We start from the raw sequence: 25743 nt of genomic DNA on the forward strand, positions 1-25743 counted from the left end.
ATCCGCCCTTTTTTGTGGCTGCGGGTCAGCTTTCGCAAATCGATTGCAAGCGCAGCCAGTCGCGGTCGGGCATGATCGGGTCAGTGCCGCGTGCGGCCATCGGATCTGCCTCGATCAGTTCAAGCGTTTGTTCACCTGAGATATCCCGCGCACGGGCGTAGGGCGTGCTGCGCAGGGAAGAGTCGGCGAAAGCGGGCAGAACCGCGTCTGCAGGCAAGGTTGGCGCGAAGCGGGAAAGCTGCGCCTCAGTGAATGAGTCCAGCGCCGAGGCAGGGACAGCCCCCGTGGTCAGCAGCGTGGCAGAGGCGCGCGGACCAGCGTGTTCCAGCAAGCTACGCAGCGGTGGTTGGGAAAGGCTGCGCACCCGTTCGACAAGGGCAAAACCTGCGGCGACATCGGGTTCTTCGTAATCTTCGACCAGTGCGCGGTTCAGCAGGACCGTCCCCCCTGGCAGGATCAGCGCCTCGCGGACGCCGCCGGGGACGATGACAATGCGATCTACACCCGCACGCGCGGCGAGTGCAGCAAGGGCATCGCGCGCCTCGGCGCTGCGGCAGCGCGGGCCGGAGACGCGTTCGATCCGCACCAGCAGGGCGGCGCCGATTTCAGCCTCTTTCACCGGTGGGACGACGCGCAAGGCGTGATCGACCAGCGCACCGGGCAACCAGATAACCGCGACTGCCGCGACTGCGCCGGCGGAAAGCGCCGCGCCGAGCCAGCGCAACCGTCCGGGTTTGGGGCGGGTACGGGCCACGGCAAGCCGCAACGTATCAATCGCCGCCACCATTTCCGTCTCATCCGCAGGGAATTCCAGCGTTTCCGCCGGATCACCGTCGGGGTGGAACACGGCCCGCCCATCCACATCCGCAGCGCGTTCGATGGCGGCAATCGACCAGTGGGTCAGCGCGCGGTCGCGCAGGTCCGAGATTACCAGCGTCGCATCCCCGATCGACACGATGACCTCGCGCTTTTGAGCGTCCGGTCCGCTACGCCAGAGGCCCGTTGCTTCGAGGCGGTCATATTTGCTGAGTGCCGTCATGCCGTTAATCAGCGCCTGTTCTGTTGCGCCCCCTAAGCGGGGCTGGTCGGAATGGGTTGGTTGCTCGGGCCTTGCAGGCTTTTGCCGGTGATTCTAGCACGCGACCTGCGGGGGGCCAAGCCGTTGCGCGGGTGCCATTCTGTGTGGTGTGTGCGGGATCCGGCGGGGTTTGGGGGCGCTGCCCCCGGCCTGCGGCTTCCCCCGAGGTATTTCTGACCCAAAGACGCGAGGCGTTATTTCCCTAGTTGAATTGTTCAGAGATCAGGCGTTCCTCGAGCCCGTGGCCGGGATCAAAGAGGATGCGGTGTTCGACGGCGGGTTCGGAACGGATTTCGACAGAGACCACATCGCGGAACGAGCGCGAGTCCGCCTCGGCCATGACGGGGCGTTTTTCGGTTTCCAGAACGTCAAAGCGCACATGGGCCATTTTGGGCAGCAATGCGCCCCGCCAGCGGCGCGGGCGGAAGGCGGCGACAGCCGTCAGGGCCAACACGTCCGAGCGGATCGGCAGCACGGGGCCGTGGGCGGAATAGTTGTAAGCGGTCGATCCCGCTGGCGTTGCGACCAGCGCACCGTCGCAGACAAGTTCGGCCATGCGCAAACGACCATCCACCGTGATGCGCAGTTTGGCCGCTTGGGGGCCGGCGCGCAGCAGCGATACTTCGTTGATCGCCAGCGCCTTGTGGGCGCGGCCATGCGCGTCCGTGGCGGTCATGCTGAGCGGGTTCAACAGCGCCTCTTCGGCGGCTTGAAGGCGTTCTTCAAGATTGCTTTCGGCATATTCGTTCATCAGAAAGCCGATTGTGCCACGGTTCATTCCGTAGACCGGCGCGCTGAGATCCTGTGCGCCGTGCAGGGTTTGCAGCATGAAACCGTCCCCGCCCAAGGCCACGATCACATCCGCCTTTTCCGGCGCCACATCGCCGTAACGGGTGACAAGCGCAGCGCGCGCCGTCTGCGCCACGGGGGCGCGACTGGCAGCAAAGGCAATTTTCAGCGGCATGGAAAGTTTCCTATGGTGGCGCGGGTGCGCCGAAAGAACCATATATTTTCGCCCCTTACCAGCATTGCGGCCCGCAATCACACATTCTGCGCTTTACAACCTTTGCGCCCGCTCCGGTTTCCGATAGGAAACGGTCCAAATCCACCCCGACTCGACTGATAGGAGAGTGTCATGAACGCGCCCCACCGAACCGACGGCTTTTTCACCAAATCCCTTGCAGATAGCGATCCCGAGCTGTTCGGCTCGATCACCGACGAGCTGGGCCGCCAGCGCGACGAGATCGAATTGATCGCGTCCGAGAACATCGTTTCCGCCGCCGTTCTGCAAGCGCAGGGCAGCGTGATGACCAACAAATATGCCGAAGGTTATCCAGGGCGTCGTTATTACGGCGGGTGCCAATATGTGGACGTGGCCGAGAACCTTGCCATCGAGCGCGCCAAGCAGCTGTTCGGTTGTGAATTCGCCAATGTGCAGCCGAACTCGGGCTCTCAGGCGAACCAGGGTGTGTTTCAGGCGCTGCTGCAACCGGGTGATACGATCCTTGGTATGTCGTTGGATGCCGGTGGCCACCTGACGCACGGCGCCAAGCCCAACCAGTCGGGCAAGTGGTTCAACGCCATTCAATACGGCGTGCGCCGTGATACGCTGGATGTCGACTATGACCAGATCGAAGCGCTGGCGCTTGAGCACAAGCCCCAGATGATCATCGCAGGTGGGTCTGCCATTCCGCGGGCCATCGACTTTGCACGCATCCGCGAGATTGCGGACAAGGTAGGCGCATGGGTTCTGGCCGATGTGGCGCACTTTGCCGGCCTGATCGCGGCGGGTGAATATCCTGACCCGTTCCCGCATGTGCACGTGGCCACCACCACCACGCACAAGACGCTGCGCGGTCCACGCGGCGGCATGATCCTGACCAATGACGAGGCGCTGGCCAAGAAGTTCAACTCAGCCATCTTCCCCGGTATTCAGGGTGGTCCGTTGATGCATGTGATCGCAGCCAAGGCGGTTGCCTTTGGCGAGGCGCTGCAGCCATCGTTCAAAACCTACCAGCAGCAGGTGATCAAGAACGCCCAAGCGCTGGCGGATCAACTGCACAAGGGCGGGTTGGACACGGTCACACATGGCACCGACACACACGTTATGCTGGTCGACCTGCGCCCCAAAGGCGTGAAGGGTAACGCGACCGAAAAGGCACTGGGCCGTGCACACATCACCTGCAACAAGAACGGTGTGCCGTTTGATGATGAAAAGCCGATGATCACATCCGGTATCCGCCTTGGTTCGCCCGCTGGGACGACACGTGGCTTTGGTGAGGTCGAGTTCCGCCAGATCGGTGACTGGATCAACCGCGTTGTGGACGGTCTGGCCGCCAATGGCGAAGACGGCAACGGTGCCGTCGAGGACGCGGTGAAGGCCGAAGTCGCCGAACTGTGCGCGCGGTTCCCGCTTTACCCGAACCTGTAATCAGACCCCGTATAGAAAACAGAAAAGGCAGGCGCGAGGCCTGCCTTTTCCATTAGAGAAAGCGACACGAGGTATTAAGCCGCTTTCTTTTCTTCTTGCGCGGCGGCAATCAGCGCCTTGGCAAGGTCTGGGACAGAGGTCGGGTTCTGGCCTGTGATTAGGCGACCGTCCTGTGCCACATGTGATCCGAAATCTTCATCGTTCTTCTCAAACACTGCGCCGCGTTCACGCAGGCGGCTTTCAAGCAGGTACGGTACGACATCTTCCAGACCGACTGTGCGTTCTTCAGAGTCGGTGAAGCTGTTGACCTTTTTGCCCTGCACCAGTGGTGTGCCATCGCTGAGGTAGCATTCTGTCAGTGCCGCAGGTCCGTGGCAGACCGATCCGACAACCGCACCGGCCTCGTAAGCGGCAGCGATCTTTTCGCCCACTGCCTTGGTCTGGGCCAGATCCCACATGGTGCCGTGGCCGCCGGGGATATAGACGATGTCATAATCGGTCGCAGTGATGTCAGCCAGTGGCGTCGTCATCTCGAGCGCCTCCATCGCGTCCGTGTCTTTCAGGAAACGCGTCACATCATCGGCGCGTTCTTCGGGATCGGCGGAGCTTGGGTCAGACGGGGGACGACCGCCCACAACGCTCGACAGGGTCACGTCATAACCGGCGTCTTTCAGGGCGTAATATGGGGTGGCCATTTCAACCCAGTGGAAGCCGGTCGCCTTGCCGGTGTCGCCCAGGGTGTTGTGCGATGTCAGCAGAACTAGCGCTGTCTTGCTCATGGTGTTTCTCCTCGTTTCCGAAGTTGCATTCACGGTCTAACGCGCGCTGTTGCACTTCGTTCCATCGCGAGGGGGCTTTTCAACATTTTTTCTGCGACTGCGAACTGGGGCTGTTCCGCGGGCTTCTAAAGGCGTCCGGTCCACCACATCCATGTGATGACAGCAGTGGTCACAATCAGCAGGTTGAAGCCGATCATTGCCCCCACCCAGATCCAGTAGCCCTTGCGCGCATCTGCGCGGTCCACCGTGTCCAGCCAGAGGATCAGACGCTCCTCTGCTGCGGCCAATGCCTTGCTGTCGATCTGGCGCATCAGCTTGGGATGACCACCAAGGGCCTGCGCATCGACCAGTTGGCGCGCATCCTTGCGCAAGCGGCGTGGCAGGCGGCGTCCGGTCTTGCGCAGCGCCCGTTTCAGCGTTTTGGCGCGCACACCGAATGCACCGTCCAGTGCGCTTTGCACCCGTTTGCTGCGGGCGTTAATGCTGTCTTCGGTCTCCATCCTCCTGCTTTACTCCGGCCTTGGCGGGCACCGCAATCCCTCTGGTCGGCGGGCGGCTTTGGGGCTAAGGATCGGGACATGCTGGCATATGATACTTTTGGCCCGTCAACGGGCACACCGCTGTTGATCGCGCACGGGCTTTATGGGTCGGGGCGCAACTGGGGCGTAATCGCCAAACGGCTGGCGGCAACGCGCCCTGTGATCACCGTGGACATGCGCAATCACGGGCACAGCTTCTGGTCGGACGATCACAGCTATCCCGCGATGGCGGCCGATCTGGCCGAGGTGATCGACCATCTGGGCGGACCTATGGATGTGCTGGGCCATTCGATGGGGGGCAAGGCCGCGATGATGCTGGCACTGACCCGTCCCGATACGCTGCGCGCACTTATTGTCGGGGATATCGCGCCGGTCGGATACAGCCACAGCCAGATACAATATATCGAGGCGATGCGCGGCGTTGATCTGTCCACTGTCACGCGCCGATCCGAGGCGAATGCGCAACTGGCCGAACTGGGCGTCGATCCGGCCCTGTGCAGTTTTCTGACTCAGTCGCTGGACGTTGCCGACAAACGTTGGCGGTTCAATCTGGATGCGCTGGCCGACAATATGGCCGCGATCCTCGACTTTCCGCAGACCGAGGCGCGCTATGACGGGCCGGTGCTGTTCCTGTCGGGGGCCACGTCGGACTATGTCGACCGCGCCTATCGCCCGCAAATTCAGACCCTGTTCCCCAACGCGCGTTTTGCCAAGATCCCCAAGGCGGGACACTGGCTGCATGCTGATAATCCGCGCGCATTTGAGCAGACCGTCGCCGCCTATCTGGGCGCAATCCCGCCCGAGGCTTGACCGAAACCGCCTTGTTCCGCCAGATTTATGGCGCGCGACAAGAGCGGAGGACAAGCCGGTGTGGGCCAGACTTCTTGACCGTTTCCTGACAGGCATGATGGTACAGGACCGCCTGTCGATCACCTTTCCCGACGGGACGGTGCGCCATTATGGTCCCGACAGCGGCCAGCGCGCCCATCTGGCTTTTGCCGATATGGGGGCGGTGCGCGGCATCATCCTGAACCCCGATCTGGGACTGGGCGAAGGGTATATGAACGGGCGGATCGCACCGCAGGGCTGCACGCTGGACGAGGTGATGACCGTCATCATCCGTAACCGTTTTGCCGGTACCCTGCCGCCGTGGCTGCTGACGGCGAACCGCGCGCGCTTCCACGCCCGCCGGTTCATTCAGGCCAACGCGCCGCGCACCGCACGGCGCAATGTGGCGCATCACTATGATATTTCGGATGACCTCTATCGCCTGTTTCTGGACGAGGACATGCAATATTCCTGCGCCTATTTTCGCGAGGACACGATGACGCTGGAACAGGCGCAGGCGGCAAAGAAGGCGCATATCGCGGGCAAGCTGCGGCTGGAACGCGGGATGCGCGTGCTCGACATCGGGTGCGGCTGGGGTGGCATGGCACTGACACTGGCGCGCGACTACGGCTGCGAGGTGACTGGCATCACGCTCAGCGAGAACCAGTGCGCGACCGCACAGCGCCGTGCCGCAGCCGAGGGGATGGAGGATCGCGTGACCTTCCGCCTACAAGATTACCGGCATGTCCCAGGCACGTTCGACAGGATCGTGTCTGTCGGGATGCTGGAACATGTGGGTGTGCCGAATTTTGGCACCTATTTCGCCAAGGTAGCAGACCTTCTGGACCTTGACGGGGTGGCCCTGATCCACACGATCGGGCGGTCCGCGCCGCCGATGGCGCATTCGAGCTGGATCAACAAATACATCTTTCCCGGTGGCTATGTGCCGTCGCTGTCCGAACTGGCCCCTGCCCTAGAGGCATCCGGCCTATGGCAGTGCGATATCGAGGTCTGGCGCCTGCACTATGCGAAGACGATCCGACACTGGCGGGACCGGTTCGAGGGGCACAGCGCCGAGATCGAGGCGATGTACGATGCGCGGTTCGTGCGCATGTTCCGCTATTACCTGACCGTGTGCATCCTTGCCTTCGAACATCAGATGCAGGGCGTTTATCATTTGCAACTGGCGCACAAGCGCGACGCGGTGCCCCTGACACGCGACTATCTTTACGACGCAGCCCCCCGCGACCCGTCCTGACAGCGCCCCTCCCCGTCCGGCAATCATTAACCAAGCTTTGACCACAGAATTGCCCAACTCGCGGTGCAGGATGATCAAATGCGGAAAGGTTTCCGCCCCAGCCCATCCGGCACGGAGGACGGCCACATGGAATATAGACCACGTCAGGACGCCGACAGCGAACAGGTCAGCGAACACACATCCTTTATCATGCGTTCGGTCCGCGACATTCTGGCCGAAGAAGGACAGGCGCATTTGCTGGACAAAAGCAGCTTTGTCCCCGCCAGCGAAGCCGCCACATTGCCGCCGCGCCCGATGCAGAAACGGGCCAGCGCGTCGGGCCTGCAACACCCCCCGCATATGTGCGGGACGAATCTTGGCACCGTTTCGGCAGCCCCACAGCCCGCGGCCCAGCCCGAACAAAAGGCGCGTTCGCTTCTGTCGCGCATGATGGGACGGTAAACCGAGCACCTGAAATGGTGACATAAAGGGGCCATAACAGGCCCCTTTTGCGCATCACGGACCCTATATCGTCCGGCCCCTGTGGAAAGCGTCCTGCCCCCCTTGCACCTTTCCGCCCCATGCCTATAACGCAGGACAATTTGCACATATATGGGGGCTCGACCATGCCAAAGCGTACCGACATACAGTCGATCATGATCATCGGCGCTGGACCCATCGTGATTGGTCAGGCCTGCGAGTTCGATTACTCCGGTGCACAGGCGTGCAAGGCCCTGCGCGAGGAAGGTTACCGCGTTATCCTCGTCAACTCGAACCCTGCCACGATCATGACCGATCCCGGTCTGGCGGACGCGACCTATATCGAACCGATCACACCCGAAATCGTCGCCAAGATCATCGAGAAAGAGCGCCCCGACGCGCTGTTGCCCACGATGGGCGGCCAGACGGGTCTGAACACCTCTCTCGCGCTTGAAGAAATGGGCGTGCTGGAGAAATTCGGCGTCGAGATGATTGGGGCCAAGCGCGAAGCCATTGAAATGGCCGAAGATCGCAAACTTTTCCGCGACGCGATGGACCGTCTGGGCATCGAAAACCCGCGCGCCACCATCGTGACCGCCCCCAAGGACGCCAACGGCAAGAAAGACCTGAACGCAGGTGTCGCCATTGCGCTGGAAACCCTTGAAGATATCGGCCTGCCCGCAATCATCCGACCCGCCTTTACCCTTGGCGGTACCGGCGGCGGTGTGGCCTATAACCGCGACGACTATATGGCGATCTGCCGGTCCGGCATGGACGCTTCGCCCGTCGGCCAGATCCTCGTGGACGAGTCGCTGCTGGGCTGGAAAGAGTACGAGATGGAGGTGGTGCGCGACACGGCCGACAACGCCATCATCGTCTGTTCCATCGAAAACGTGGACCCGATGGGCGTGCACACCGGTGATTCGATCACCGTTGCCCCTGCGCTGACCCTGACGGACAAAGAATACCAGATCATGCGCAACCACTCGATCGCCGTCCTGCGCGAGATCGGCGTGGAAACCGGCGGATCGAACGTACAGTGGGCCATCAACCCCGTTGACGGGCGCATGGTAGTGATCGAGATGAACCCCCGCGTGTCGCGGTCTTCGGCGCTGGCGTCCAAAGCGACGGGTTTCCCGATTGCCAAGATCGCCGCGAAACTGGCGGTCGGCTATACGCTGGACGAACTCGACAACGACATCACCAAGGTCACGCCCGCCTCTTTCGAGCCGACAATCGACTATGTCGTCACCAAGATCCCGAAATTCGCGTTCGAGAAATTCCCGGGTTCAGAAGCAACCCTGACCACCGCGATGAAATCCGTGGGTGAGGTGATGGCCGTGGGCCGGACCTTCCACGAGTCGCTGCAAAAGGCGATGGCCAGCATGGAATCCGGCCTGACCGGCCTTGATGACATCGACATTCCCGGCGCGCCCGACAAGGCGGCTGTGGTCAAGGCGATCTCGACCCAGACGCCAGACCGCTTGCGCTTGATTGCCCAAGCCATGCGCCACGGCCTCAGCGATGACGAAATCCACGGCGTCACCATGTTTGACCCGTGGTTCCTTGCCCGTATCCGCGAGATCGTACAGGCCGAGGCCGGTGTGGTTGTGAACGGCCTTCCGACAGATGCGGACGCACTGCGCGGCCTCAAGATGATGGGCTTTACCGATGCGCGCCTTGCGGCGCTGTCCGGTAAGACCGAGACCGACGTGCGTACACAGCGCCGCGAGCTGGACGTGCATGCGGTGTTCAAACGCATTGACACCTGTGCCGCCGAGTTCGAGGCGCAGACGCCCTACATGTATTCCACCTATGAAACGCCCGTCTTTGGCGACGTGGAATGCGAAGCGCGCCCGACGGACCGCAAAAAGGTTGTGATCCTTGGTGGTGGCCCGAACCGGATCGGTCAGGGGATCGAGTTCGACTATTGCTGCTGTCACGCCTGCTTCGCGCTGACGGATGCGGGTTATGAAACGATCATGATCAACTGTAACCCCGAAACCGTGTCGACCGACTATGACACCTCGGACCGGTTGTATTTCGAGCCGCTGACCTTTGAACACGTGATGGAGATCATGCGGGTCGAGCAGGAAAACGGCACGCTGCACGGTGTGATCGTGCAGTTCGGCGGTCAGACCCCGCTGAAACTGGCCAACGCGCTGGAAGATGCGGGCATTCCGATCCTCGGCACAACACCCGACGCAATCGACCTTGCCGAAGACCGCGAGCGGTTCCAGAAGCTGGTGCAAGATCTGGGCCTGAAACAGCCCAAGAACGGCATCGCCCATTCCGACGCCGAAGCGCTTGAGATCGCGGAAAACATCGGCTTCCCGCTGGTGATCCGCCCGTCTTACGTCCTGGGCGGCCGCGCGATGGAGATCGTGCGCGATATGGCAGGCCTGCGCCGCTATATTTCCGAGGCGGTTGTGGTTTCCGGTGACAGCCCCGTTCTGCTCGACAGCTATCTGGCGGGCGCGGTGGAACTGGATGTGGATGCGCTGTGCGATGGCAAAGACGTGCACGTCGCGGGCATCATGCAGCACATCGAAGAGGCGGGCGTACACTCGGGCGACAGCGCCTGTTCCCTGCCCCCCTATTCCCTGTCCCAAGACATCATCAAAGAGGTCGAGGTTCAGACCCGCGCTCTTGCGCTGGCACTGAATGTGGTCGGCCTGATGAACATCCAGTTCGCGGTACAGGGCGATGATATCTTCCTGATCGAGGTCAACCCGCGTGCGTCGCGCACCGTGCCGTTTGTCGCCAAGGCGACCGACAGTGCCATCGCATCGATCGCTGCCCGCATTATGGCCGGAGAGCCGCTGTCCAACTTCCCGCTGCGTGCGCCTTATGACGCCGATGCGGGGTATGACGATGTGCTGCCCTTGGGCGATCCGCTGACGCTGGCGAACCCGAACATGCCTTGGTACTCGGTCAAAGAGGCGGTGCTGCCTTTCGCCCGCTTCCCCGGTGTGGACACGATCCTTGGCCCCGAAATGCGCAGCACCGGCGAAGTGATGGGCTGGGACCGGACCTTTGCACGGGCGTTCCTGAAGGCGCAGATGGGCGCGGGCATGGTTCTGCCCGACTCGGGTTGTGCGTTCATTTCGATCAAGGACGCGGATAAGACGCCGCAAATGCTGGAGGCCGCGCAAATCCTGACCGACCTCGGCTTTACCCTCGTGGCGACCAGCGGCACGGCCAAATGGTACGAAGATCAGGGCGTGACCTGCACCACGGTCAACAAGGTCTATGAAGGGCGCCCAGATGTCACTGACATGATGAAGGACGGGCGTATCCAACTGGTACTGAACACCACCGAAGGCGCGCAGGCGGTCGAGGATTCCAAGTCGATCCGCTCTATCGCGCTATACGACAAGATCCCCTATTTCACGACCGCAGCCGGTTCGCATGCCGCCACATTGGCAATCCGCGAACAAGCGCAGGGTGATGTGGGTGTGAAGTCGCTTCAGGGCTAAGTCTTTGGTACCGCGCGTCTTTCGGGATGCGCGGTGCCCCCTATTCCGGCATTCCCGCCAATCGCAGCCCGTCTAGGTACCGGTTGCCCTGATCGTCACCTGCAAACAGGTTGCGCGCGCGAATGGCCTTGATTGAATCCTGCGGATCACACTCCAGCGCCGCCTTTAGGGCCGTGTGGGCATCATCCACATTCCCCAGATGCGCGTGGGCGGCGGCCAGTATCCGATGCAGGGTCGCGTATTCGGGGCTTGTGACCAGCCCCTCCTCCGCATGTTTGATTGCCGTTTCGTCATCCCCAATTTGCAACGAGGCAAAGGCCAACCCGCCCTTGATGGCGAGGGCCCACGGGCTTTGCTTGCCGAAAATCCACGCTTTGTTCAGGCATTCCAACGCGCCGCGCTGGTCGTTCAGCCAGACATTGGCCCAACCGCTGAATGTCAGCGTCACGAAATCCGACGGCGACTGGCGCAGGGCGCTGTCGATGATCTTGCGCAGTGGCGCGCTCTGCCGGTCCTCGGCATAGGTGATCACGCCAAGGGCAAGGTTCAGATGGGCGTGATCGGCGGCCATAGGCGCCGCAGCAGCACACCACTTGGGCACCGAACGGGCATAGGGCGCCGTCACCGCGTCATAGCCCATGACTGCCGCCGACAGATAGGAAACCAGCGCCAGTGCGCGGGCGGGCGCAAATTCGGGATCCTTGTCGATGGCAGCGGTCGAGAACGCCAGCGCAGCATCAAAAGCGGTCGGGTCCAGATGATCCAGCGCCAGTTGGCCGCGCAACTCGCATTGGTGGGCGTTCATGTCTTCCAGCGTCAGCTTGTCCAGCGCGCGGCGTTCGGCGTCAAAGACCGAGGCCAGCGCCTGCGACACCACCGTTTCGGCTGCGGCGTCCTGCCAGTCAAAGGCGTCAGCCATATCGCCGTCGATCTTGGTGGACCACAGCTCGACCCCGCGCGGCCCGCAAAAGCGGATTTCAAGGCGCAGCCGCGCCCCGCTGGCCCGCAACCGCTGCGTCAGCACATAGGCGCGGTCATCCACCGCCCCCGTCGTCACGCCCAGCCAATGTGTCGCCCCGAGAAAGGTCAGCACATCACCCGTCAGCGCATCGGCCAGTTCGATCACCTCGACCCGCGTATCCGAGGTTTGCACCGGCTGCACCACCACATGGGGCCGTTCGGGCCGTGCGGCACGGCCAAAGCCGTCTTCGGGGGCATTGCCCCCTGTCCACACGCGCACAGGCTTGGCGATGTTCTTGAGCACCCGTTCGCCCGCGTCCTCGAAGGACGGGCGCAGCGTGCCATCAAGCGAGCCGAACACCGCATCCGAGATCGCGATCCGCCCGGGTTGGGCAAACTCCTCGAGCCGCGCGGCAACGTTGACACCGTCACCGAACACGTCTTCTTCGTCCTCGATCACATCGCCCAGATGCACGCCAAGGCGCAGCCGCATTTGCGGATCGCCCTGCGCAAGATCGCGCGCCAACCGTTCCTGTATGTGCAGCGCGCAAGTGGCCGCATCCGCCGCCGCCCCGAACAGCACGATCCAGCCGTCCCCCATGCTTTTTACGACGCGCCCGCTGCGGGAGGCCACGGCAGGGCGGAACACATCCGTACGCAGCCGTTTCAGCGCGCTTAGCGTCGCCTCGGCATTGTGCCCCATCAGTTCGGAATACCCTGCGACATCTGCCACAAGGACAGCCGCCAGACTGCGCTGCATATCCGTCCCCCGATGCCGGAACATGTCCGGCATTTCCTACCCTCCAGCGTGACCGCGATCTGGCCATGACGCAAGCGCGTAGACCGGACACCTTCGCAAAGCGTCGTGATTTGAACCGTTTGCCAGCGCGCCAGTGCCCGCGCACGTTGCATTGCCAGAAATCGTTTTTCCGCCTAGGGTTTGAGGGCGCATCACGAAAGGCGGACTGTCATGGCAGCTCTGGACTGGAAGCGGATACAGAGAAAACTGGCCGAACTGGGCTTTGATCCCGGCCCTGCGGATGGGGATCGCGGTCCGAAAACAGACGCCGCGGTACGCGCCTTTCAGAGAAGCAGACGGCTGAAGCCCGACGGTATCGTCGGCAACAAGACCTTCCGCGCCCTGTTCGGCGCAAGTCTGGCCCCCGCGATGAAGGTCAAGACCGCTGCGCACATGATGGCCATCGCTTATGCCCTCAGCCCGAACAAGCGCAACGCTGGCGATACCAAACTGGAAAACGACCACGGTCTACATGTAGTCAAACGCTGCACCAAGCGCGGTGTCGAGGCCTATATGCTCAACAACCGCTGCCTGCTGATCCCGGGCAGCAACTCGCTGGCGGACTACCTGCATTTCAACCTGCGGGTCTGGAACATCGGCCAACGCCGCCTGAGCTTTCGCGAGGAAGCTAAAAAGGTAAAGGTCGACACCAGCACGCAATTGGGATTCTCGCGCACGGTCTGGCATCAGGGCTTTTTTCGCCACGCCAACAAAATCTATAAATGGATCGGCAAAAACCCCGACGACTGGCCCACGATGATCATCGGGCATTCGCTGGGGGCGGCCTCGGCACAGATCCTGTCGAAATCATGGGCCGCGCCTGCCATTGGTTTCGCCGCGCCGCGCCCGCGCAAGGCCAGCGGCAAGGTGGTCTATGACGAACTGTCCCTGTCGATTTGCCGCAATGACGACATCGTCTGCTTCCTGCCCAGCAGCTTTCACCACATGGGGCGAATGGCCGATCTGATCCATGCGAACCCGACGCGCGGGCTAAACCACAATATGGAAAGCTATATCGACGCGCTTGACCATCCCGCGCGCGGTGTAAAAGTCCCGTCGGTCTGGGACCCGCGGTCCTGACCGCTTTGCCGGAATTCACGCTTGCCTTTCGCCCACAAATCCCGTCACATTCAAACCTGTGAATTTGAAGGCAGCAAAGGGGGATGCGGCATGCAGGTGAACAGGCGACATATTCTGGCAGGCTTGGGGGGCATGGCGCTGTGCGGCGCGCCCCTGTCGGCCTTTGCCAAACAGTCCGTAACCCTTGGCACCTGCCAGATCACCAGCATCAGCGATGGCAATCTGATCCTGCCCGGCGCACTGTTTTTTGATGGTTTGCCCGAACAGGACGTGGCCGAGGTTCTTGCCGCCTATGATGTCTCGCCCGACCAGTTGCAGCCGCCCTGCAACCTGACCCTGATGCAGGATGGCGACCGGACCGTGCTGTTTGATGCCGGTGCCGGTGCCGGGTTCATGGCCAGCGCGGGCGATATGCTGGCCAGCCTTGAGGCGGCGGGCATCACGCCCGAGGACGTCACGCATGTGGTCTTTACCCACGGCCATCCCGATCATCTGTGGGGCATTCTGGACGACTTCGACGATCCGGTCTTCCCCCAAGCGACCCTGATGATGGGTCAATCCGAATGGGACTATTGGACCGACCCTGACACGGTAAACACCATCGGTGAGGCCCGCGCCGCCTTTGCCGTCGGCGCAGCGCGGCGGTTGGAGGCTGTCGCGGAGCAGATGACCTTTATCACCGACGGGGCCGAAGTCCTGCCAGGCGTTATGGCGCACAGCACCCCTGGCCACACCCCTGGTCACATGTCTTTTGAAATCCGCGAAGGCACGCGCGCGGTTATGGTGGGCGGCGATGCCATCGGCAATCACCACGTCGCCTTTGCCCGTCCCCACTGGCCAAGTGGAGCGGATCAGGACCGCGAACTAGGAGTGCAGACCCGTACCCGCTTGCTCGACCAACTGGTCGCGGATGATATCATGTTGCTGGGCTTTCACCTGCCCGATGGTGGTCTGGGACGGGTCGAACGGAGCAATGACGCCTACCGCTTTGTCGCAGGGGACGCCTGACGCGGTGCGCGTCGACCCTGTTGCTCGCCTCCACGACACAGATGAAGAGCTTGCGGCAAAGTATGCAGGCCGCGACCGCGATCAAATGGCTTCCGAATGGCGCAGATAGGGACAGTTTCCCGAGGGCCGCCGCAGGGGCGCGCACATCCTGCCCGTTTTGTATGCTGCGCCGGATACAACCCACCGTTTACGCAGCTAGCTAGAACAAGCGTTCTTTGACACCGCATTGACTCTGGCAAAAATAGACCGATATCCCGCGGGTGCGTTACTTGGGAGTCGGTCGATGCTGCTGGAATATTACGACGGGGATCTGGACCCACGGATGTTGCAAGTCCTGTACGGGCTAGCGATCGGACTGATCTTTGGCATTGCGGCCCAGATTTCGCGCTTCTGTTTGCGCCGCGCCGTGTCCCTTGACGCCAGCGACCGTGGACAGGCGGGGGCCGTGTGGATCACCGCCTTTGCCGTTGCGCTGATCAGTTTTCAGATTGCGCAGGCGGCGGGCTATGTGGACGTGTCCGCGCACCGCTATCTTTCGCCCGATCTTCCGGTTCTGGCAATTGTTCTGGGCGGGTTGGCATTCGGGGCGGGCATGATCCTGACGCGGGGCTGCGTGTCGCGCCTGACCGTTCTGGGGGCGACGGGTAACTTGCGGGCCGTGACGGTCCTGATGCTGTTTGCCATTGCAGCGCATGCCATGCTGAAAGGCGTGTTGTCGCCGCTGCGCACGGGCTTGGGGTCGGTTTCCGTCAGCCTGCCGATTGGAAGCCTGAACGATGTGCCGCTTTTGGGCCTTGCCGCTGTTGCTGCCGCTGCGCTTGCAGCTGTGGCGATGGTTCTGCGGTTCCGCCCTGCGTGGCACACGGTTCTTTTTGGCGCGATCATCGGGCTGATCCCCGTGCTTGGCTGGATGGGAACAAGTGTTCTGCTGCTGGATGAATTCGACCCGCTGCCGGTGCAATCGGCGGCCTTCACCCTGCCGTGGTCCGAAACGTTGTTCTGGATCATCGCCTCGACCGCTGTGCCAGCGGGCTTTGGCACAGGGCTGATCGGCGGCGTTCTGGCGGGCAGCTTTGTCAGCGCCACTTTGCGCGGTGAACTGGCGTGGGCAGGGTTCGAGACCGTGCCGCAATTCGGACGCTATGCCGCTGGGGCGGTGTTGATGGGCATCGGCGGCGTTCTGGCGGGCGGCTGCACCATCGGCGCGGGCCTAAGCGGGGGTGCCACGTTGAGCATTGCGGCCCTTTTGGCCCTAGCAAGCATCATCGTCGGCGGCTTGATCACCAGCCGCGTGACCACACCGCGCCTGTCGGGCGTGACCGCCTAATCAAAGAATGGGGCAGCGTTCCGGCGCTGTCCTGCCAAAACGGTCGTTCAGGCCATTGCGGGGCGTGCGGCCAGTAGCAGACGGTGGGTCGCCATCGCGCCCAGCCACATGAACAGCACCGCCACCCACGCGGTCAGCGCAAAGATCGCGCCGCCGGACACACCCGCGCCCACCGCGCAGCCCCCCGCCAACATACTGCCGAACCCCATCAGGATCGCGCCGATCAAATACCGCTCCATCGGGGTGTCGGAACCGAACCGTTCGATACGCCACTCGCCCCGAGCAAGGGCCATGCCCCCTGCCCCCACACAGACACCCGGCACCAGACCGACTCCAAAGCCAAAGGGCAAAGACGTGCTGTTGATCAGCCCCATCAGCGTGTCGGTGGACGGCCCGGTGAACGTGACCGAGGATATCGCGACAACCTCGAACGAGGCTTGGGCGATGGCATAGGTGACGTACCAGCCCAAGGCCACGGCGGCACCCACAGTCATCGCGGAAACAACCTGCGACCAGCCGACCTGTGACCGCCGTGCCAGCAGGATTGCCAGCGCCACAGCACCTAGCGCGCCACTGGCCGCCAATCCTGCACTGATCCCCAAACTCGCCGATAGGTCACGCGCCTGCCCGCCCGAAACGACCCACAGCCCCGCCAGCCCTTCGCGCATGGGGGCCAGTGCGCCGCGTAACGAGGCTTGCGCCACAAGAGTAAGTACAAGCCCCGTTACGATGGCGCGCAGGTTGCCCGTGGCCGACAGGACCAGCAATCGACTGGCGCAGCCACGGGCAAGGATCATGCCACTCCCGAACATGATCCCGCCCAGCATGGCACCGGACAGGCTGCCGGTGCTGGCCAGTTGGCGCGACTGCGACACATCCAGCACGCCTGCTGCGATCATCGCCTGTACACCAAGGACCGCACAGCAAAAGGCCAGCAGCCATATGGAAAGGCGCCCACTCAAACGCCCTTCGGCAACCTCGACCGTGGCGGCGCGGAGGCAAAATCGGGAATGCTGGGCCGAAGCGCCAAATAGCGCCCCGACCTGCAGTCCCGCGATTGCCAAAACGGCTCCCTCTCCGAACCGGTCAATCAGATGCTCCATCGCCTGCCGTTCCACTCACCATGGATGGTCCCACTCACCATGGGCAAAGGATTAGTGCGGCGGGCGCGGCGAATCGTTGATGCAGATCAAGATGCCGGTTTGTGATGCGTAAAATTTTCGGACTATTGCGCCGCGAGTGGCATGCGCGCCAGTTCGCACTGGGTCCACAACGCGCCAAGGGCCGACACGAGGTGATCCATATCCGCCGCGCTGTGCACGGGCGATGGCGTGATGCGCAACCGCTCGGTCCCCTTGGGCACAGTGGGGTAGTTGATCGGCTGGATGTAGATCCCGTAATCAGACAACAGCAGATCAGAGATGTATTTGCATTTCACCGGACAGCCGACCATCACCGGAATGATATGGCTGGGATTAGGCGTGTGCGGAATGCCAAGCGCATCAAGACGTGCGCGCAGCTCGGCCACTTTGGACTGGTGCGCGGCGCGTTCCACCTGCGAGGTCTTGAGGTGCCGGATCGACGCCGCCGCCCCTGCCGCCACCGCAGGGGGTAGTGCCGTGGTAAAGATGAAACCGCTGGCAAAGCTGCGCACGAAATCACACAGATCCCGCGAGGCCCCGATATAACCGCCCATGACGCCGAATGCCTTGCCGAGCGTCCCTTCGATCACGGTCAACCGGTCCATCAAGCCCAATTGTTCGGCAACGCCGCCTCCGCGTGGACCATACAGGCCAACGGCGTGCACCTCGTCCAGATAGGTCATCGCGTTATAGCGGTCGGCCAGATCGCAAATCGCGGCAATCGGGGCGATATCGCCATCCATCGAATAGACGGATTCAAAGGCGATCAGCTTGGGCACCTCGTGGGGCAGCGCGGCCAGCTTCGCCTCTAGGTCTGACAGGTCGTTATGTTTCCAGATGATGCATTTGGCCCGCGAATGGCGAATGCCCTCGATCATCGACGCATGGTTCAACGCATCCGACAACACCACACAGTTAGGGATGCGCGCCGCCAGCGTGCCAAGGGCGGCCCAGTTCGACACATAGCCCGAAGTGAACAGCAGCGCGTCTTCCTTGCCATGCAGGTCGGCCAGTTCTTCCTCAAGCATGACATGGTCATGGGTGGTGCCCGAGATATTGCGCGTCCCGCCCGCCCCCGCGCCGCAGCGTTCCAACGCATCATGCATCGCGGCCAGCACTTTGGGATGCTGACCCATGCCCAGATAGTCGTTCGAGCACCAGATGGTCACTTCATCCGTGTCCCCGTTCCGGTGCGCCCGCGCATGGGGGAAGTCGCCGCATTGGCGTTCGAGTTCGGCAAAGACGCGGTAGTTCCCCTCGTCCTTTAGCGCGGCCAGCTTGTCCGCAAAAAAGTCGTTGTAGTTCACTTATTCCATCGCCTCTTGCACAATTTCGTCGAGCAGTGCCTGCACCTGCTGCATCTCGCCCTCGGGGTACTCGCGATAGCCGATGATGACCTCGCCATCTTGATCCGCGACAAAAATGCCGTAGGGGCAGTGCGCGATGTTCATCGGGTCCGCCTCCATCACGGCGCGGGAAATCTGGGCCGAGCAGAACAGGAAGACATCCGCCTCGTTGAACAGCTTGACCTCTGATCCGACATCCGCCGCGGTGCGGTTCAGCATCTCGCCGGTGTGGCTGACATAGTCGATGACCAGACCGCGCCCGACAATCGCGTTTTCCACGGCAAAGGTGGCGTCCTCGAAACTGCCATCGAACGGATATGTGACTGCCTGATCCGCATGCGCCGCTGTGCTGCATACGCAAATGAGGGCCGCGCCTAGAAACTGTTTCATCGCTGTTCTCCAATCCAGTGCCAAAGTGTTAACATCTTCGACGGTGCCCGAACCTTGATCCAGATCAGACCCGGGCACCGTTTTTCAGCCGAACATGTCCGACGTGATGCCCGCATACCAGCCTTCGGACTCCTCGTAAGTGGCTTTGCGCACATCGCTGCTTTCGCCCGTGGCCGAGATAAAGCCGTCGACCTTGGCGATCTTTTCGTCCGTCGCCTCGTAGGTGGCGCCGACCTTGACCCCGTCATTGGTGTCGATCAGCGACCAGCACGTGTTCGAGAATTTGGCAGGGAACACTTTGGACCCTGTCAGCGCGCCGCGCACCGCGTTGGCACAGACCTTGGCCTGACTGTTGGCGGAAAAGCCGGATTTGGGCATGTCGCCCTGCTGTGACGCATCGCCCAGCACATAGACGTCCGCATCGGCCTTACTGCTCATATCGGCGGCGTTCACGGGGGCCCAGTTGCCTTCCGTCACGCCCGCCATTTCCGCGATGCGGCCCGCTTTCATCGCGGGGATCACGTTGCAGGCGTCAACTTGGGTCACTTCACCGTCGATGGTGACGGTCATGGCGGCGGGGTCGACCGACACGTTGCCGCCGCCGAAGTCCGCGCCGATCCAGTCGATCATGCCCTCGTAATGGTTCGCCCAACCTTCCTGAAAAAGCGCCATTTTCGAGAATTTTTCTTTCGGGTCCGCAATGATGATCTTGGCCGTCGGATTTGTCTCTTTCAGGCTATGGGCGATCATCGACACACGCTCGTAAGGACCGGGCGGGCAGCGATAGGGGTTAGGCGGCGCGACCATGGCAAAGGTGCCGCCCTCGGGCATGGCGGCGATCTTGGCCTTCAGCAACTCGGTCTGCGATCCCCCCTTATAGGCATGCGGCATGGCGTTTTGCGCGCTCACATCCCAGCCTTCGACAGCGCCGTCGACAAAGTCGATACCGGGGCTGAGGATCAGTTTGTCATAAGAAAGCGTGTCCCCACCGGCGAGGCTGACCGTCTTGGCATCGCGGTCCACGTCCACGGCCCAGTCATGCACCACATTGACGCCGTATTCAGCAGCCAGCGTGCCATAAGTGTGGCCCAGATCGTCGATTTCCTTGAAACCGCCCAGATAGAGGTTGGAAAAGAAGCAGGTGAAATAGGTGCGCGAGGGTTCGATCAGGGTGACGTCAATCGCGCCCTTGCTGTCCTTGGCGACATAGCGCGCTGCCGTTGCCCCGCCGGCCCCGCCGCCGACCACGATCACACTTGGTTTGCCGTGCCCCTCGGCCAGCAACGCGGGTGCGGACAAGCTGGCCGCCGCTGCGGCCCCCGTGCCCAGAAACAGGCGTCTGTTGAGTTTCATGTTGTTTCCTCCCTGAAAACAGGCCCCGTTATTCGAGGTCCTTGAAATATGCGGCGAGCGCCGCGATCTCCTCGTCACTCAGGCGTCCGGCCATCATCTGCATCACAGGATGCGGGCGCAGTTTGCGTTTATAGGCGTGCATCGCGACCACGAAATCCTCGGTCGGCCAGCGTGTGATGCCCGGAATGCCGTCGGACGTGCCATCCTGTTTGTGGCAGGTCAGGCATTCACTGGCGAGGTACTCGCCATATTCAGGATCACCTTGAAGCGCGAGGATCGCCGGATCAAGGTCGTGATCGGTGGCTTGTGCAGTCGGCTCGGCCTCGGGGACGTCTGCGGGGTTGTCCGAAAAGCCCCGTAAATAGGCGAGGACATCGGCGCGGTGCTGCGCGTCTTTCAGGCCGCGAAAGCTCATCCTTGTTTTGGAAACCAGCGCGCGCGGGTTCTCAAGGTAGGCGTCCAGTGTTTCCGCCGTCCAGACCAACCCGTCATCGCCCGCGCGCTGCATCGACTTGGAATAGGCATAGCCGTCGTGCTGGGCCGCCTTGCTGCCGAAAATGCCGTTCAGATGCGGGCCGATCCGGTCGCGTGCGCCGCTGCCGACTTCGTGACAGCCTTTGCATTTGGAAAACACCTTTTCGCCCGCCGCCGCATCGCCCGCGCTGTCGCCTAAGGCCGCCCCTGCAACGCACAGAGCGACAAGGACCGCGGGCAAGACAGAACGGTGCGGGGTCATTCGGTCACACTGGCCAGATAGGCGGTGATGGCGGCAAGGTCCGCGTCCGACTTCAGACCGGCGAAGGCCATTTTAGTGCCCTTCATAAAACCCTTGGGCTTGGCCAGAAACGCCGCCAGCGACTCTGCATCCCAGACCAGTCCGTCCTCGGCCATCGCGGTGAGCGCTTTGGAGTATTTGAACCCGTCCACAGCCCCCGCCGCACGTCCCACGACCCCCGTCAGGATCGGGCCGGAGCGGTTCTTGGCCCCTGCACCGATCTGGTGGCAGGATTTGCATTTCTTGAACACTTTTTCGCCGTGTGCGACCAGCGCAGAGTCGGCTGCGGCCGAAGCGGGTGCATCGGCACTTACGGTTTCTATCTCTGTTTCCGCCGCGGCGGGCATCGCCTCGGCGACTGGTTCATCTACGGGGGCAGTCGCGGCGACCTCTTCGACCTCGGTGCCTTCTTCCTCTGGTGTCACGTCAAGCACGAGGGCACGCATGGTCACCTCGACCGTGTCTTTGCAGTTCTCCATGCACGGCTCACCCACCCATTTCGAGAACTCAGACTCGATCCGGTCATCGACGATGAAACCGTCCTTGTTAGGCAATTCGAAAGAGGCGAATGTCTCTTTCGAGAGGACGAAATCCTCGTCCACGAGGTCGTTGGAATACAGAATATAAGCGACGATGGCATAGACCTCGTCCGGCTCAAGCGATTGCGCATCGCCAAAAGGCATGGAGCGGTTCACATAGTCCCACGTGGTTGACAGGTAGGGCCAGTAGCTGCCCACGGTTTTCAGCGGATCCTTATCCGCCAGCGTGCCCCAGCCGCCTGCAAGTTTCGGCCAGTTGTCCACGCCTTCTGCAAAATCGCCATGGCAGGCGGCGCACTTGTCGGCGAACACTTCTTCGCCCAGCAGCACATCGCCGGACCCTTCGGGCAAGCCGGTGCCATCGGGGCTGACATCCAAATCCCACGCCGCGATCTCTTCGGGCAAGGCGGGGCGGCCCAGACCCATCGGCGTCGCGCTGGCCAGCACCACGGGGGCCGCGTCGGCAGGTGCGGCAGAAGCGAGTACGGCAACAGGTACGGGCGTCACCGCCGGTTCATCAGCTTCCACGGCAGGCGTTTCATCAGCCTGCGCGCTGCGGATCAACGATGGCGCAACCGACGGAATGTCCACGATGAACTGGTCCGCCAGCATATAGGCCGAAGACAGAACCAGTGCCGTGCCGCCTAACGAGGGTGCAAAGAGTTTAAGATACTTCGACATTTTCAGCCTCCCCGTTCGGGCGCACCCACCATGTCTGGATACAGTTGTTGTGATAGACCGAGTTTTCGCCGCGCACTTCGCGCAGCTGTGCCTTGGTCGGCTGTACATATCCGGTTTCATCCATGGCACGGCTTTGCAGGAACATGTCCTGCCCGTCCCATTCCGTGTCGAGGTAGAAGCGCGTCAGCGCCATCTTCTCTCCCGGTTTGGCGAGGCGGGCGGTTTCCCACGTCTTGCCGCCATCTTTTGACACATCCACGCGGGTGATTGCCCCGCGCCCTGTCCAAGCAAGGCCGGTGATGACCAGCGGCCCCTTGCCATGGGTGATCGGGGATTGCGGGCTGGGCGAGGTCACAACCGACTTCGCATCCATCGCCCATGTCCACTTGCGCGATGTGCCGTCTTCGAGCGTGTCCGTGTATTTGCTGGTTTCCTCGCGGCTTTCCACGGGGCCGTCCATCACCTCGATCCGGCGGATCCATTTGACCCACATGTTGCCTTCCCAGCCGGGCACAACGAGGCGCACGGGATAGCCGTGTTCCTTGCGCAGCGCCTCGCCGTTGGCCTTGAATGCGACCAGCACATCGTCCAGCGCCTTTTCCATCGGGATCGACCGCCCGTTGGAGGACGCATCCGCCCCCTCCACATAAACCCACTTGTCCGACAGATCACCCGCCGCATCCAATCCGGCCTCGGCCAGCAGGGTGCGCAGGGACACGCCGGTATATTCCATGTTGTGGATCATGCCGTGGGTGAACTGCGCGCCGTTCAACTGCGCGCCCGCCCATTCCATGCCCGTATTCGCTGCGCATTCGCAGAAATACACGTGGTTTTCACGCGGGAACCGTTCCAGATCGGCGTAAGAGAACACCAGCGGTCGATCCACCAAACCATTGATCATCAGGCGATAATCTTCTTTGCGCAGCTCGATCGCGCCGGAATGGTGACGTTCGAACGCGCAGCCCTGCGGCGTGATCGTGCCATCCAGCGCATGGATCGGGGTGAAGTTGATCGAACTGATCGTATCGGCGGTCAGCCATTCGACATTGCGGCGGATCACATCCCCCTCATAGCTGATCGGCAGGCCGTATGGCGTTGCATCCACCCCGTCGCCAAGGCCGGATGCCCAAGGCTGTACTTCAGTGATCAGGGGGTCGGGGGTTGCGGCCTTGGCGGTGCCAGCCAGGCCCGCAGCGGCCCCTGCGGCCATGCCTTTGGTCAAGAATGCGCGGCGTGATGTGCGATCTGCCATGGGTGCCTCCGTTTTGGGGTCTGATGAATGGGTGGCCTCAGGGCCGGATATAGGCGTAACCGTCTTCCTGAAGGGAGATCAGCCGCACCACGCCGGAGGGCACAACCGTCGCCTCCTCCAGCAGGATCACGTCCTTGCCTGTCTTGCGTTTCATGCCCGCCATAGTGTTGGCACAGGCGGCAAAGCTCAGGTTCTCCATCTCGAGGGACATGGCGGCGATGCGGTCGGCAACGGGGCTTTTGCCGTCAATCAGCATGTGCAAACCGGGGCCATAGGTGACCACCTCGACAATCAGATCGTCGCCTTGATCGTTGTAATACTTGGTCATGTTGGCGACGTTGTTCAGCGCCATGTTCATGACCTGCGGGTCATTGTCGTTGACGTGCACTGCGACGCGGTGGGTGACACCTTCGGCCAGCGCCGCGCCGGACAGCGACGCAGCCAGTGTCAGCGATGCGATCAGTTTTTTCATCTGTTCCCCCTCCATCGGGATTGGCGTCAGGCGCCGATCACCTCGACGCTGGTATTCGCGCCCACGGTTACGGTGCCCAGTTTGCGGATGTGGTTTTCGACCACGTCCCAGATCTGCGGGCCTTCGGTGCCTTCGTTCACCGATGCCCACCCCGCGACCTGATAGGTCTTGGCGGGGTCAATCTTTTCGCCGGTTTTCAGCAGCGTGAGGTCGGTGATGCGACTGCCCTGCGGCTTGGTGATGTCGATGCGATAGCCAAGGCCACCCGTGCGCACCATGTCGCCACCCTGTTGGTAATAGGGGTCGGGGTTGAACAGGTTGTCGGCCACGTCCTCTAGCACCACGTGCAGGAATTCGCCAGTCATTTCAGTGCGGTAGGCCTCCCCGTAGGTCATCGAGGTGACGTTCCAGATATCTTCGCGGGTGATGTCCTGACCGGGCAACAGGGTCGGCCCCCACCGCACGCCGGGGCTAAGGGCGATCTCGGCCTCGCGCTCGGACATCAGGGCGTCGCAGATCAGGTCATCCCATGTGCCGTTGAAGTTGCCGCGCCGGTACAGCAGGCTGTCGGTCTGCCCGATCACTTCGGTCAGTTCGCGTTGGAACGGGGCGCGCACCTTGTCGATCAGATTCGCGACCTCGGCGTCCGGTGTGATGACATCGGAAAAGATCGGGATCAGCTTGTGGCGGAAGCCCATGACGCGCCCGTTTTGCACGTCCAGATCAACACGCGACACGAACTTGCCGTTCGAGCCGGAGGCAACCACCATCGTGTCACCCACAATCACCGGTTCGGGCAGCGCGTCATGGGTGTGGCCCGACAGGATCACGTCAATACCGGTGACGATACCGGCCATCTTCTTGTCCACGTCAAAGCCGTTATGGCTGAGGCAGACGACCAGTTCGGCCCCTTGGGCGCGCACTTCGTCGACCATGGCCTGCATGTTTTCGTCACGTATGCCAAAGGCGTATTCAGGGAACATCCAGCCGGGGTTGGCGATGGGCATGTAGGGGAACGCCTGCCCGATCACGGCGATCTTTACGCCGCCGCGTTCAAAGAACTTGTAGGGCGGGAACAGTTCGGCGGGTTCGTCCCATTCGGCATCAAAGATGTTCTGGCCCAAGGCGGCAAAGGGCAACCCTTCGACGATTTCGGTCACACGGTCCGACCCCAGCGTGAATTCCCAGTGGAATGTCATCGCGTCGGGCTTGAGCGCGTTCATCACGTCGACCATGTCCTGCCCCTGCGTCTGGTAGCAGGTGTAGCTGCCGTGCCACGTATCGCCGCCATCCAGCAGCAGCGCATCGGGGCGATCCGCACGGATCTGGTTGATTACGGTGGCCACGCGGTCCAGCCCGCCGACACGGCCATAGCCTTGCGCCAGCGCGGCAAAATCGCCCGAGGACAGCGCGTAATGGGAATAGGATCCGTCGTCGATCCCGTATCTGCGCCGGAAATCCGCGCCGGTGATGTGGGGCACCTTGCCGCGATTGTCGCCCACGCCGATATTCACGGACGGTTCGCGGAAATAGATCGGCTTGAGTTGCGCGTGAATGTCCGTGACGTGGATCAGGGATACATTGCCGAACGTGTCGAACTGCAACAACTGGTCTTGGGTCAGCGCCTGCTGCGCGGCCAGACGGCTCCACTTGCCAAAGCCGGACGCCCCCAAAAGAGCGCTTGCCGCCATACTGGTCTGAAGAAAATCACGCCGCGAAATCATATGCGAAATCCTGAATGTATGAGGTAAAGAAAACCCCGCACGGA

The 25743-nt window shown here is 62.0% G+C and carries 22 protein-coding genes; 8 read left to right on the top strand and 14 right to left on the bottom strand.

What is annotated here, in order from left to right; genetic code table 11:
• Positions 1 to 25 precede the first annotated feature (25 nt).
• The gene (locus AC6GQJ_RS07100) at positions 26 to 1039 is read right to left on the bottom strand and encodes a hypothetical protein (protein WP_500773166.1); all 1014 of its coding nucleotides are present in this window, start codon (positions 1037 to 1039) and stop codon (positions 26 to 28) included.
• Positions 1040 to 1280: 241 nt separating this feature from the next.
• Complete coding sequence (locus AC6GQJ_RS07105; protein ID WP_500773169.1) at positions 1281 to 2042, bottom strand: NAD kinase; 762 nt, start codon at positions 2040 to 2042, stop codon at positions 1281 to 1283.
• Between the two features lie 171 nt (positions 2043 to 2213).
• On the opposite strand from AC6GQJ_RS07105, the gene glyA reads away from it, so the two are divergent.
• Positions 2214 to 3509, top strand: a complete 1296-nt coding sequence (gene glyA, locus AC6GQJ_RS07110; RefSeq protein WP_500773171.1) for a serine hydroxymethyltransferase — start codon at positions 2214 to 2216, stop codon at positions 3507 to 3509.
• Positions 3510 to 3583: 74 nt separating this feature from the next.
• Here glyA and AC6GQJ_RS07115 read toward each other — a convergent pair whose 3' ends face one another.
• Both AC6GQJ_RS07115 and AC6GQJ_RS07120 read right to left on the bottom strand, forming a co-directional pair.
• Positions 3584 to 4288, bottom strand: coding sequence for a type 1 glutamine amidotransferase domain-containing protein (locus AC6GQJ_RS07115; RefSeq protein ID WP_500773173.1), 705 nt, complete (start codon positions 4286 to 4288; stop codon positions 3584 to 3586).
• A 125-nt stretch (positions 4289 to 4413) separates the two neighbouring features.
• Positions 4414 to 4788, bottom strand: a complete 375-nt coding sequence (locus AC6GQJ_RS07120; protein WP_500773175.1) for a hypothetical protein — start codon at positions 4786 to 4788, stop codon at positions 4414 to 4416.
• 78 nt (positions 4789 to 4866) lie between these two features.
• Here AC6GQJ_RS07120 and AC6GQJ_RS07125 point away from each other — a divergent pair, with 78 nt between their 5' ends.
• From AC6GQJ_RS07125 to carB, 4 genes are all read left to right on the top strand, one after another.
• Positions 4867 to 5637 carry an alpha/beta fold hydrolase gene (locus AC6GQJ_RS07125; RefSeq protein ID WP_500773178.1) on the top strand — a complete coding sequence of 257 codons (771 nt, stop codon included), beginning with the start codon at positions 4867 to 4869 and terminating at the stop codon, positions 5635 to 5637.
• 58 nt (positions 5638 to 5695) lie between these two features.
• Positions 5696 to 6913, top strand: a complete 1218-nt coding sequence (locus tag AC6GQJ_RS07130; RefSeq protein ID WP_500773180.1) for a class I SAM-dependent methyltransferase — start codon at positions 5696 to 5698, stop codon at positions 6911 to 6913.
• A 126-nt stretch (positions 6914 to 7039) separates the two neighbouring features.
• Positions 7040 to 7354 carry a hypothetical protein gene (locus AC6GQJ_RS07135; RefSeq protein WP_500773182.1) on the top strand — a complete coding sequence of 105 codons (315 nt, stop codon included), beginning with the start codon at positions 7040 to 7042 and terminating at the stop codon, positions 7352 to 7354.
• Between the two features lie 164 nt (positions 7355 to 7518).
• Positions 7519 to 10851 (top strand): carbamoyl-phosphate synthase large subunit, encoded by a 3333-nt coding sequence (carB, locus tag AC6GQJ_RS07140; protein WP_500773184.1) that lies wholly within the window; start codon positions 7519 to 7521, stop codon positions 10849 to 10851.
• Between the two features lie 40 nt (positions 10852 to 10891).
• Here the strand turns inward: carB and AC6GQJ_RS07145 are convergent, their stop codons facing one another.
• Positions 10892 to 12571 carry an adenylate/guanylate cyclase domain-containing protein gene (locus AC6GQJ_RS07145; protein WP_500773186.1) on the bottom strand — a complete coding sequence of 560 codons (1680 nt, stop codon included), beginning with the start codon at positions 12569 to 12571 and terminating at the stop codon, positions 10892 to 10894.
• A 210-nt stretch (positions 12572 to 12781) separates the two neighbouring features.
• Here AC6GQJ_RS07145 and AC6GQJ_RS07150 point away from each other — a divergent pair, with 210 nt between their 5' ends.
• From AC6GQJ_RS07150 to AC6GQJ_RS07160, 3 genes are all read left to right on the top strand, one after another.
• A complete protein-coding gene (locus tag AC6GQJ_RS07150) occupies positions 12782 to 13690 on the top strand; it encodes a peptidoglycan-binding protein (protein WP_500773188.1) in 909 nt (302 codons plus the stop codon).
• A gap of 90 nt (positions 13691 to 13780) precedes the next feature.
• On the top strand, positions 13781 to 14698 hold the full coding sequence (locus AC6GQJ_RS07155) for an MBL fold metallo-hydrolase (protein ID WP_500773190.1): 918 nt from the start codon (positions 13781 to 13783) through the stop codon (positions 14696 to 14698).
• Between the two features lie 283 nt (positions 14699 to 14981).
• Positions 14982 to 16025: a YeeE/YedE family protein gene (locus tag AC6GQJ_RS07160; RefSeq protein WP_500773192.1), complete on the top strand. Its 1044-nt coding sequence runs from the start codon at positions 14982 to 14984 to the stop codon at positions 16023 to 16025.
• Positions 16026 to 16072: 47 nt separating this feature from the next.
• Here AC6GQJ_RS07160 and AC6GQJ_RS07165 read toward each other — a convergent pair whose 3' ends face one another.
• From AC6GQJ_RS07165 to soxB, 9 genes are all read right to left on the bottom strand, one after another.
• Positions 16073 to 17128 carry a YeeE/YedE family protein gene (locus AC6GQJ_RS07165; RefSeq protein ID WP_500773194.1) on the bottom strand — a complete coding sequence of 352 codons (1056 nt, stop codon included), beginning with the start codon at positions 17126 to 17128 and terminating at the stop codon, positions 16073 to 16075.
• 122 nt (positions 17129 to 17250) lie between these two features.
• A complete protein-coding gene (gene hemA, locus AC6GQJ_RS07170; RefSeq protein WP_500773196.1) occupies positions 17251 to 18474 on the bottom strand; it encodes a 5-aminolevulinate synthase in 1224 nt (407 codons plus the stop codon).
• Positions 18475 to 18903: a DUF302 domain-containing protein gene (locus AC6GQJ_RS07175; RefSeq protein ID WP_500773198.1), complete on the bottom strand. Its 429-nt coding sequence runs from the start codon at positions 18901 to 18903 to the stop codon at positions 18475 to 18477.
• Positions 18904 to 18987: 84 nt separating this feature from the next.
• On the bottom strand, positions 18988 to 20256 hold the full coding sequence (locus AC6GQJ_RS07180; RefSeq protein WP_500773200.1) for an FCSD flavin-binding domain-containing protein: 1269 nt from the start codon (positions 20254 to 20256) through the stop codon (positions 18988 to 18990).
• A gap of 28 nt (positions 20257 to 20284) precedes the next feature.
• Positions 20285 to 20992 (bottom strand): c-type cytochrome, encoded by a 708-nt coding sequence (locus tag AC6GQJ_RS07185; protein ID WP_500773202.1) that lies wholly within the window; start codon positions 20990 to 20992, stop codon positions 20285 to 20287.
• Complete coding sequence (locus AC6GQJ_RS07190; protein WP_500773204.1) at positions 20989 to 22251, bottom strand: c-type cytochrome; 1263 nt, start codon at positions 22249 to 22251, stop codon at positions 20989 to 20991. Before AC6GQJ_RS07190 ends, AC6GQJ_RS07185 begins: the two co-directional genes overlap by 4 nt.
• Positions 22235 to 23503, bottom strand: coding sequence for a sulfite dehydrogenase (gene soxC / locus AC6GQJ_RS07195; protein WP_500773206.1), 1269 nt, complete (start codon positions 23501 to 23503; stop codon positions 22235 to 22237). Before soxC ends, AC6GQJ_RS07190 begins: the two co-directional genes overlap by 17 nt.
• A 37-nt stretch (positions 23504 to 23540) precedes the next feature.
• Positions 23541 to 23975, bottom strand: a complete 435-nt coding sequence (locus AC6GQJ_RS07200) for a DsrE family protein (RefSeq protein WP_500773208.1) — start codon at positions 23973 to 23975, stop codon at positions 23541 to 23543.
• A 26-nt stretch (positions 23976 to 24001) separates the two neighbouring features.
• Positions 24002 to 25699, bottom strand: a complete 1698-nt coding sequence (gene soxB, locus AC6GQJ_RS07205) for a thiosulfohydrolase SoxB (protein WP_500773210.1) — start codon at positions 25697 to 25699, stop codon at positions 24002 to 24004.
• Between the last annotated feature and the right edge of the window lie 44 nt (positions 25700 to 25743).

The sequence above is a fragment of the Tateyamaria sp. 7Alg 36 genome (genome assembly GCF_059882455.1).